The 722-nt window shown below is 44.9% G+C and carries 1 protein-coding gene; it reads left to right on the top strand.

Annotation, left to right across the window (positions count from 1 at the left end):
- Positions 1–86 precede the first annotated feature (86 nt).
- Positions 87–722: ammonia-dependent NAD(+) synthetase (nadE, locus tag A3738_RS22790; protein ID WP_068763878.1), on the top strand; the 636-nt coding region annotated here is incomplete at its 3' end.

The following is a 722-nucleotide window of genomic DNA, read 5'->3' as shown; positions in this document are numbered from 1 at the left end:
TCCTAGAATAAAAACCTTTCAAGATATCAAAACAGGGCATGAATTTAATATCACCCTGAGTGACTGACAAACAATAGGTGTAAAGTATGGTCAGCAAATCAGAAATTCTTACAGAGATGCGCGTGCAACCTGAGATCGATGTAAATTTCGAAATTGAACGTCGTACAAACTTTATCAAACAAACACTAAATGCCGCAGGCCAAAAAACTTTAGTTCTTGGTATTAGTGGCGGCATTGATTCATGCACATGCGGCAAGCTCGCCCAACGCGCAATCGATGAATTAAATGCAGAGAATAATTCTAGCGAGTATCAATTCATTGCTGTCCGCTTACCTTACGGCGAGCAACGCGATGAACAAGATGCACAAGACTCTATTACATTTATCAACCCAAGCCGTGCCATCACCTTAAACGTGAAACCAGGTACTGACGCAATACACGACAATGTTGCACAGGAACTCAGCCAGCAACAGCTTATGCCAAATGACGCCTATACCGTCGACTTCGCAAAGGGAAATGTAAAAGCGCGTGTGCGCATGGTATCTCAGTATTATGTTGCAGGTTTACTTGGGGGGCTTGTATTAGGGACTGACCATAGCGCAGAAAATATTACTGGCTTTTACACCAAGTACGGCGACGGCGCGGTCGATCTCATTCCATTATTCGGATTGAACAAACGCCAAGTACGCTCCCTTGCCAGCGCTCTCGGCGCACCAGAGCAT

The organism is Oleiphilus sp. HI0066 (assembly GCF_001635725.1).
The sequence above is the reverse complement of the archived record's forward strand: the minus strand, read 5'-3'. Positions and strand labels throughout refer to the sequence as shown.